The sequence below is a fragment of the Nocardia macrotermitis genome (assembly GCF_009604405.1).
Lineage (GTDB): Bacteria > Actinomycetota > Actinomycetes > Mycobacteriales > Mycobacteriaceae > Nocardia > Nocardia macrotermitis.
Map to the genome: position 1 here is coordinate 417,095 of NZ_WEGK01000007.1, position 8,532 is coordinate 425,626.

Below are 8,532 nucleotides of genomic sequence, written 5' to 3' on the forward strand. Positions count from 1 at the left end.
TGAATCGATCACAGTACTCGTCGTGCCGAGGCGCCGGCCGTACCCGTGGTGCGCGAGCTCGGATTCCGTTACGCCACGAGCTGCGGCACCCTTGACAATTTTTCACGCTCGAACCTCCCCTTACGAATTGAGTCGAACCGGGTTTGTTCTAGTTCGACGCGGGGTACCGCGATCCGGTTCCATAGTCATTTGACCAGGTCACAGCCGCACCCGCTGCCACGATTCGCACACTTCGCAACCACCCGCAGACCGTGCGGCCCCGAACACAAGGTGCGCCCGGTCAGCCCCCGGTCCACCCTCCTGCGAAGAATTGGACGGTGTACAGACGACCAGTTCGCCCACCCCCATCCCTGAGCACACAATCGACCGCCGCCGCCCCGGATCACGAAGGCCGCAAGGGGTGCGTTTGCGGGCAAGGGGTGCGTGTGTGGCGGGAGGGTGGAGTGTGTCGGTGGGGTCGGGCACCATGGTCGGCGTGACTACCACCGAGCTGCGCGAATCCGCCGAGACACTGCTGCGTGAGCTGGCCGGGCCTCGGGCTCGGCTGCGCGAGGACCAGTGGACCGCCATCGATGCGCTGGTCCGGCAGCGGCGGCGAGCCCTGGTCGTGCAGCGCACCGGCTGGGGTAAATCGGCGGTGTACTTCATCGCCGCCAAACTGCTGCGCGCCGCGGGCCGCGGGCCGACGGTGATCGTCTCCCCGCTGCTGGCGCTGATGCGCAACCAGGTCGCGGCCGCCCGCCGAGCGGGAGTGATCGCCGCGACGATCAACTCCGGCAACATGACCGAGTGGGACGATATCCACGCCCAGGTGGCAGCGGGCGCGGTCGATGTCCTACTCGTGAGCCCGGAGCGGTTGAACAATCCCGACTTTCGCGATGCGGTGCTGCCCGCGCTGGCCGCCGACGCCGGACTGGTCGTGATCGACGAGGCGCACTGCGTCTCGGACTGGGGCCACGACTTCCGGCCCGACTACCGCCGGATCCGCACCCTGGTCGCCGATCTCGGCGAGGACATCCCGGTCCTGGCCACCACCGCCACGGCCAACGATCGCGTGGTCACCGATGTGGCCGGTCAGATCGGTACCGACACCCTGGTGCTGCGCGGCACCCTGGACCGCGAATCGCTGCACATGTCGGTCGTGCACATCGAGGACGCGACCGCCCGCACCGCCTGGCTCAGCCGATATCTGCACGAGCTGCCCGGTTCAGGCATCATCTACACCCTCACCGTGGCCGCGGCCCACGACCTCGCCGACGTACTGGGCTCCCACGGCCACAAGGTCGGCGCGTACACCGGCCGCACCGATCCGGCCGAACGCGAGGCCCTCGAACAGGCCCTGCTGGACAACGAGGTCAAGGCTCTCGTGGCGACCTCGGCCCTGGGGATGGGCTTCGACAAACCGGATCTGGGATTCGTCGTACACATCGGTGCGCCGTCCTCGCCGATCGCCTACTACCAGCAGGTCGGTCGCGCGGGTCGCGGCACCGCCCGCGCGGAGGTCGTGCTGCTGCCCGGCCCGGAGGACAGGCGGATCTGGAGCTACTTCGCGTCGGTGGCCTTTCCGCGCGAGCACATGGTCCGTGCCGTCCTCGAGGCGCTGGATTCCGAACGCCCACTGTCCACCAGCGCACTCGAACCACTGGTCGAACTCAATCGCTCCCGGCTCGAGATGGTGCTCAAGGTGCTCGACGTCGACGGCGCGGTGCGCCGGGTGCGGGGCGGCTGGATCGGCACCGGCCAACCGTGGACCTACGACACCGAACGTTACGAACGCCTGTCCCGGGCCCGCGAGGCCGAGCAGCAGGCGATGATCGACTATCAGTCGACCACCGAATGCCGGATGAGTTTCCTGCGCCGCCAGCTCGACGATCCCGCGCTGACCGGTGCCGCCGCGAACGCTCCCGGGTGCGGCCGCTGCGACAACTGCACCGGCACCCGACCCGATACCGCGGTCGACACCGCGGATCTGGCCGCCATCCGCACCCGCCTGGACCGACCCGGTATCGATCTGTCCCCGCGCAAACAGTGGCCGACCGGTATGGCGAAACTCGGAATTCCGTTGTCCGGCAAGATCACCGACGGTCCGGCCGTCGGCCGCGTCCTGGGCAGGCTCAGCGATCTGGGCTGGGGTCAACGCCTGCGCCCCCTGCTCGACGGCCCCGATGTCCCCGTCCCCGACCACATCGTCGAGGCGTGCATCGCCGTCCTGCGCGACTGGACCTGGGACCAACGCCCCACCACTGTCCTGGCCATGGAATCCCCCACCCACCCCAAACTCACCGCCGACCTGGCCGCCCGCCTGGCCCGCATCGGCCGCCTGCGCGACCTGGGCACCCTCCCCATCCGCCCCGGCCGCCCACCGGTCTCCGCCGCCAACTCCGCCCACCGCGTCGCGGCCCTGCACAACTCCTGGAATCCCCCGCCCCTCGACGATCTCGACGGCCCCATCCTCCTGGTCGACGCCCTCACCGACACCGGCTGGACCCTCACCCTCGCCGCCCACGCCCTCCGCTCCGCCGGAGCCCCCACCGTCCTCCCCTTCGCCCTCGCCACCCCCACCTGATGTCCGGCCGGATCGATCGTCACAGCGCCGGTACAGCCTCACGCCGACCGAGCTCGTTCGGCACCCGATCGCTACCAGATATCCAGCACCACGACCACCAGATCCGGCTCACCTCCGGACATTCACGTGGTCACCACTTCGAGCCCCTGCGGACCCACTCGGGTGTCCTGGTGGCCACGGCTGGGTCACTTCCACACCGTTCGGCCATGACACAGAATTCGTCGCCAGCAGTCCACAGCCACCACTATCGCGAACCCGGCCGTCACGGGCTCGAGCAACGATGCGGGCGACCCATTCGAGGTGGTCCACAGCCACCGCTATCGCGAACCCGGCCGTATTGCCAACACCGGCACCACGATCCGATGCGACGCCGCGTCCAACCGATTGCCGCCCATGCGCTGCCACTGATGATGCCCGCGGCAACGTGCGATTGGTGCTGCCGCAGTCAGCGAATCGCCGTCGAGGCCGTCACCCGAACCGGACCGGTGGGCATGTTCCGATGCGCGCAGCGCGATCGACTCGCTATCGTCGGTCGGGTGGCCAGTAAGTCTGCCTCGCCGGCGGTGGAGTTGGCGGTCGGCGAGCATACGGTGCGAGTGTCCAACCCCGATCGGGTGTATTTCCCCGAGATCGGGGCCACCAAGCTGGATCTGGTCCGGTACTACCTCGGGGTGGGCGAGGGAATCGTGAACGCGCTGCGGGATCGGCCCTGCATGCTGCATCGGTTCCCGAAGGGGCTGCCGGGCGGGAAGGTTCATCAGAAGCGGCTGCCCGGCGGCGCACCGGACTGGATTTCCACTGTGCGCGTGTACTTTCCGCGTTACGGGCGACATGCCGACGAACTCTGCGTGCGCGAACTCGCGGACATCGTCTGGGCCGTCCAGATGTCGACCATCGAATTCCACCCCTGGAACTCACGACGTTTCGACACCGAGAAACCCGACGAGTGGCGGATCGATCTGGACCCGATGCCCGACTGCCCGTGGTCACGCGTGCAACGGATGGCCGGAGTGGTGCACGAGGTGCTCGATGAGATCGGCGCGGTCGGCTGGCCGAAGACCTCCGGCGGCAAGGGCCTGCACGTCTACGTCCGGATCGCGCCGGAATGGGGTTTCACCGATGTCCGCAGGGCCGCACTGGCATTCGCCCGCGAGGTCGAACGCCGCGCACCCGACGACGTGACCACCACCTGGTGGCGCAAGGACCGCGATCCGGCCCTGCTGTTCGTCGACTACAACCAGAACGCCCGCGACCACACCATCGCCGCCGCCTACTCGGTGCGCGGCGTCCCGGCGGCAACCGTCTCCACCCCGGTGCGCTGGACCGAGATCCCGGATATCGAGCCCCGCGACTTCACCATCACCACCGTGCCCGCCCGCTACGCCGAACTGGGCGATCTGCACGCGGGCATCGATGACGCGGTCTTCCGGATCGATCAACTCCTGGAATGGGCCGAGCGCGAACCGGTCGACCTGGACCTCGACGAGGACACCGACGACACCGGATCGGACACATCCGGCTAACGTCGGAGCCGACCGGCCTCGGATACCGCACAGGAGACCCCATGACGGCGACGCCCATCGCGCTCGGACCGAACCACACCCCGCTACTGGAGCAGGCGATCACCGGCGCCGGCGGCGAACTGGCCGACCCGGCCGATGCCCGAGCGCTGATCTGGAACGCCGGACCGGAGGGCTTCCCGGAACGCCTGCCCGAGAACATCGAATGGGTGCAGCTGTTCTCCGCGGGCGTCGAGGAATGGTTCGACACCCCGGTATTCGACCGCCACCCGAACGTCCTGTTCACCTCCGCGGCAGGCGCTTTCGCCGGAACCGTCGCCGAACACGCGCTGATGCTGCTGCTCGCGGGCGTGCGCGCGCTGCCGGAACATCTTGCCGCGCACAGCTGGCGCAGGCAGGAACTCGGCCGGAGTATCGGCACCCTGCGCAACGCCACCGTCGCCGTCGTCGGGGCCGGTGGCATCGGCCGCGAACTGATCGCCCTGCTCGCGCCGCTGGGTTCGCGGGTGATCGCGGTGAACCGCTCCGGCACCCCGATCGACCTGCCCGGCGTGGTGGAAACCCTGCCCGCGCAACGTCTCCCGGAGGTCTGGTCGCGCACCGACCACGTGGTGATCGCCGCCCCGGCCACCCCCGGCACCCGGCATCTGCTCGGCAAAGCCGAACTGGCCCAGCTGAAATCGCATTCCTGGGTCGTCAACATCGCCCGCGGCACCCTGGTGGACACCGACGCCCTGGTCGAGGCGTTGCGTGCGGGCACGATCGGCGGCGCCGGACTCGACGTGACCGATCCCGAACCCCTGCCCGAGGGTCATCCGCTGTGGGATCTGCCCAATGCCCTGGTGACACCGCACGATTCGAATCCGCCGCAGCTGCGCACCGTCGCCTTCGCCGAACACGTCGCGGAGAATGTGAGTCGTTTCACCAAGGGCCGCGAGCTGATCGCACGTATCGACGTCGCCGCGGGGTACTGACCCGAACCCGAACAGTCCCAGACGATCCCCGATCGCCGCGGCCCAGTTCACAGCTCGGAACCGCTACGCCTCGGCGTCCTGCGGATCGACGAATTCGAGTCCGGTGACCATATCCGGCAGGATCCGCACGAGATGCTCGCGCGGCCCGGGCAGCCACGGCCGCAACAACTCCCGATAACGTGCGATCTCGTCGGGATCCTCCACCGGCTCCGCGGCGCCGGTCACGATCACGCACCAGCCGCGACGGGTGCTCTCATCGATGACATCCGCCTCGTAGGCGACCATCTGCCGCTCCGCGGACAGCGCCGCACCGCGACTGGCGTGCACGACGATCGTCTCACCGTCGACGATGTGATTGACCGGGCGAATGATGGGTAATGCGTAGCGCGCGAAGACGATTCGCCCGTATCGCACCTGCCCCAGCCGCCGCAGCGACTCGGCGGAGCTCAGATCGCGGGAACCCTGCGGTGCGAGGGCGTCCATATCGGCGACCATTCCCGCGCCGTGCCCACCACCCGCGGGCATGCCCGCCCCACCCGACTGCCCGGGGTATTCCTCGGCTCGGTTGTCCATTTGCGATATCTGCCCCGCTGATCATGAACCTGTTGTTCCGGGTCATCACAAGATTCCCGGAATCGGCAACGATCAAACCCCGCCCGGGCGACGCACACGGAAACGCCAGGCGAACAGCACCATCCGTGGCGGACATCACGCTGCGCACAGCCGCCGCACCGCACCATCGCTGCCCGGCTACCGCCGATCTCGCCTCACTGCCCGGCCGCGCGGGGCGGCAGGATCTGTTCCGGGGCGACGACCGGCGTCGTCCGTCGGACCAGCTCGGACCACTCGTCGGCCAGCGAGGCCAGCAGCGACCAGGCGGAATGGATCCGCTCGTCGTCGATGTCCGCACCGCCGCGCAGCAGTGCCACCGCCCGCACCTGCGCCGCGGCCATGGCGTCCACAACCGCGCCGAGGGATTGCGGAGCCGGTCGCCGGGTGTGCGTGACCACGGCGATCCAATCGTCCACGTGCGCGACGATTTCAGCACGGCGACAATCGATCTCGGCGGTGCGCAGCGGCGATTCGCGGCGGGTGAGGTGGAGTTCGGCGAGCGCGCGGGCCCAGCCCGTGACGGGGTGGGCATCGGGTTCTTCGCCGATGTGCCCGCAGAAGGCGGCGAGCAATTCGTGCCAGTCCGGTAGGCGGGCAGCCGAATCGCCGCCGTGCCACTGCTCCGGATCGTCGGGTTGCGGTACGTACATGACGTGTACCTCCATGACCGCGGCGAGCCGGACCGGCGGCCTGCGTGCCCCGCAGGCAGTACCTTCGCCCACCTTCACTACGTACACACCCGGCGCGCCACAAACGCGGGCACCGGACCGCGAGCCCGGTGTGGTAAGGGCGGACCACACCGGATCCGGTTGCGCCGCAATCTGCGAAGGGGACATCTCCTTGCGGCGCGCCGGGTGCACTTCCAGCATGCACTTTTCCGGCGGCCCTCCCACTGCCCTTTCCATGGCCTTCCGGTGACCGTCGGAAAGCGGATTCCGCGATGCCGTCTGGTCGGCCCCGCGCCGCCCCGTTAGGCTTGATCGGGTTCGGGGGATGGAACGGTGAAGGGTGAGTCTGGCGTGAGTTGGTCATTCACACCGGACGAGTTCGCCCACATCTGGCGCGAGACCGACCTGGACCGGTACCCCTTCCCGATCCGGATTCTGCAGACGCCGCACACCGAGCAGGACGCCGCCGCGCTGCGCCGCACGCTGGAGGATCGCATGCCGCTGGGCGCGGATCCGGATCTGTCGGCGTGCCTGCGGATTCTGGCCCGGCCGCATACCCGGGTGGTCGCTATCGGCGGTACGCACGAGCCGGGCACGCAGGTCCGGGCGCTGGGCGCGGCGGTCTACGACCATGCCGTACTGGCCGTGCAGGACACCGGCTCATCACCGGATTTCGGTGGGCAAGTACGTATTTCGATCGGTCACAGCGGTAAACTGGGGGCGCGCATCGCCGCGCTGCTGCCCGATACCCCACCCGGACGCGAACCGGCCCGCTCGGCGACCGCCGCGGCCGTACGCGACGAGGAGACCGTGATGTCCGGCGACCGATTGGCCGCGCGCATCCGGCGGCTGCTGCTCAAACCGCACAGCGCCGAGGGGCAGATCCGGATCGAACCGCGCTTGGACCGGGCCACCCCGCCCCCGCCGGTCTACTACACCTGGATCGATGTCGCCGGTGACGGCCGCTATCTGATCCGCGCGGGCGAGCAGGTGCACCTGGCCCCGGCCTCGACCCAGCAGATAGGCGCTCACCTGCAGAAACGTATTCCGCGATGATGCCGCCGATGCCGTCATCGCCCCACCGTTGTCGTACCCGGCGGTTACGCTGGGCACGACCGACCGATCCTCGAGGGGGTGCGCATTGACCATCGATACCAGTCAGGCCGATATCGCCCGGTTCATGCAGGCGGCACGCAGCGGCACGGTTCGTTTCGATCCGGACGCGGCTCGACGGTGCGCGGCGCAGTACGAGGAGCAGGCCGAAGGGTTGCTCGCACTACAGCAGCAGCTCGAATCGGTCGCGGAGCTACACGGTTTCGGCGGTTTCTTCTCCGCCGAGCAGTTGCAGGCCGGGTTCTCCCGCAAGGCCCGGGACGCGGCCGCACAGCTGGATCGGTACATCTCCGCCTCCTACCGGATGAAGGAAGCGTTCCTGATCAGCGCCGGGCTGTACGAGGAGGCCGATGTCGCGCACGCCGCCGCGCTGCGCACGTTGTCGTCGAGGCAGCCGTGGTGATCGAAGCCGGCGCGAGCGGGGTGTGTCATGGGTGAGCACGTCCTGAATTCCACGCATTTCGGCCCGCAGGCACAGCCCACCGATCCCGAATACATCAGTGCGATGGAACATTTCGAGTCCGTACCGCACGAACGGATCTACGCAGGCACGCAGCAGATCGACGCCGGGGAGATCGCGCGAGCCTCGCTGATCTGGCTGAACGGCGCCGCCACCATCGGCACGGCGATGCCGATCACCCGATCCACCACCGACGGCGTGATGAATTCGGCGGGTTGGGAGGGCGCCGCGGCCGACGCCGCCTACGCCAGCACCCGCAGCTTCGCCCAGTCACTCGACGAGTTGGCCGAGGTCATGGCCGAGGTCGGCGCACGCTTGGGTGCGGTGGCCGCCGCGGCCGAGGCGGTGAAACTGGCTGTCGCCCCGCCCGGCGACTCCGGCCCGATCGGCGCGATCGCCCGCGCCCTCGAGACCGCCCACGTCATCGATGCCGCTCTGGCACAGGAAGCACTGCGCCAAGAGGCGGTCCTGGCCATGAACATGATCTACAAACCAGCGTATTCCGGTGCGGGAACAGGTATTCCGTCCCTCCCCGTGCCCCCGACCCTCCCGGGCGACACCCCCGCCACCCCACCCCACACGAACCACACCACCCCCCGATCACTCCCGAGCCAACAAC

The 8,532-nt window shown here is 68.8% G+C and carries 7 protein-coding genes and 1 pseudogene; 6 read left to right on the forward strand and 2 right to left on the reverse strand.

What is annotated here, in order from left to right; genetic code table 11:
• Positions 1–466: 466 nt before the first annotated feature.
• The 3 genes from NRB20_RS19200 to NRB20_RS19210 all read left to right on the forward strand — a co-directional run bounded on the left by NRB20_RS19200 (position 467) and on the right by NRB20_RS19210 (position 5,060).
• Positions 467–2,566, forward strand: a complete 2,100-nt coding sequence (locus tag NRB20_RS19200; protein ID WP_153411557.1) for a RecQ family ATP-dependent DNA helicase — start codon at positions 467–469, stop codon at positions 2,564–2,566.
• A gap of 536 nt (positions 2,567–3,102) precedes the next feature.
• Entirely contained in the window at positions 3,103–4,089 is a 987-nt protein-coding gene (gene ligD / locus NRB20_RS19205; RefSeq protein ID WP_319945108.1) for a non-homologous end-joining DNA ligase, read from the forward strand.
• A 41-nt stretch (positions 4,090–4,130) separates the two neighbouring features.
• Positions 4,131–5,060: a D-isomer specific 2-hydroxyacid dehydrogenase family protein gene (locus tag NRB20_RS19210; RefSeq protein ID WP_153411473.1), complete on the forward strand. Its 930-nt coding sequence runs from the start codon at positions 4,131–4,133 to the stop codon at positions 5,058–5,060.
• Between the two features lie 63 nt (positions 5,061–5,123).
• On the opposite strand, the gene NRB20_RS19215 is transcribed toward NRB20_RS19210, so the two are convergent.
• Together NRB20_RS19215 and NRB20_RS19220 are read right to left on the reverse strand one after the other, a co-directional pair.
• The gene (locus tag NRB20_RS19215) at positions 5,124–5,633 is read right to left on the reverse strand and encodes a pyridoxamine 5'-phosphate oxidase family protein (RefSeq protein WP_227833643.1); all 510 of its coding nucleotides are present in this window, start codon (positions 5,631–5,633) and stop codon (positions 5,124–5,126) included.
• Between the two features lie 194 nt (positions 5,634–5,827).
• Positions 5,828–6,394 carry a DUF4254 domain-containing protein gene (locus tag NRB20_RS19220; RefSeq protein WP_194289922.1) on the reverse strand — a complete coding sequence of 189 codons (567 nt, stop codon included), beginning with the start codon at positions 6,392–6,394 and terminating at the stop codon, positions 5,828–5,830.
• A 297-nt stretch (positions 6,395–6,691) separates the two neighbouring features.
• Here NRB20_RS19220 and NRB20_RS19225 point away from each other — a divergent pair, with 297 nt between their 5' ends.
• The 3 genes and pseudogenes from NRB20_RS19225 to NRB20_RS19235 all read left to right on the forward strand — a co-directional run.
• Positions 6,692–7,396 carry an ESX secretion-associated protein EspG gene (locus NRB20_RS19225; protein ID WP_319945109.1) on the forward strand — a complete coding sequence of 235 codons (705 nt, stop codon included), beginning with the start codon at positions 6,692–6,694 and terminating at the stop codon, positions 7,394–7,396.
• An 85-nt stretch (positions 7,397–7,481) separates the two neighbouring features.
• Entirely contained in the window at positions 7,482–7,856 is a 375-nt protein-coding gene (locus NRB20_RS19230; RefSeq protein ID WP_153411474.1) for a hypothetical protein, read from the forward strand.
• A gap of 27 nt (positions 7,857–7,883) precedes the next feature.
• Positions 7,884–8,532, forward strand: a pseudogene (locus tag NRB20_RS19235) (hypothetical protein); the annotation flags it as partial.

Bases quoted from the DNA above. Each gene is read 5' to 3' on its own strand.
- NRB20_RS19200 (WP_153411557.1), top strand. From the start codon at position 467: ATGGTCGGCGTGACTACCACCGAGCTGCGCGAATCCGCCGAGACACTG.
- NRB20_RS19215 (WP_227833643.1), bottom strand. From the start codon at position 5,633: ATGGACAACCGAGCCGAGGAATACCCCGGGCAGTCGGGTGGGGCGGGC.
- NRB20_RS19210 (WP_153411473.1), top strand. From the start codon at position 4,131: ATGACGGCGACGCCCATCGCGCTCGGACCGAACCACACCCCGCTACTG.